The organism is Pseudoalteromonas sp. S3178, assembly GCF_005886985.1.
GTDB classification, from domain to species: domain Bacteria; phylum Pseudomonadota; class Gammaproteobacteria; order Enterobacterales; family Alteromonadaceae; genus Pseudoalteromonas; species Pseudoalteromonas carrageenovora.
The window spans coordinates 1-234 of sequence record NZ_PNCW01000448.1; the positions used below are offsets into that span (position 1 = coordinate 1).

The following is a 234-nucleotide window of genomic DNA, read 5'->3' on the forward strand; positions in this document are numbered from 1 at the left end:
CCAATAAACGTTCTTTGGCTTTTAAATATTGCTGGTAAACATTCTGTGCCACTTTTAAATCTTGCTGAACCTGTCTTTCATTAAAGTGGCTAGTCGACCACCAAAAGCTCACTAAACTTGCCATTGAGGTCAGTAAAACCAAGCCCACACACAATAAAATGATACGGATTTTTAAACTAGTGCCCATGATGTTCCTTAAATACTTCACCAAAGGTGTTGCGCGGAAAAGGTACT

At 38.9% G+C, this 234-nt stretch carries 1 protein-coding gene; it reads right to left on the reverse strand.

Annotated elements, in window-relative coordinates; translation table 11 throughout:
- A partial coding sequence (locus CWC11_RS21705; protein ID WP_138684238.1) for a hypothetical protein occupies positions 1-187 on the reverse strand: 187 nt, incomplete at its 3' end.
- Positions 188-234: the final 47 nt, after the last annotated feature.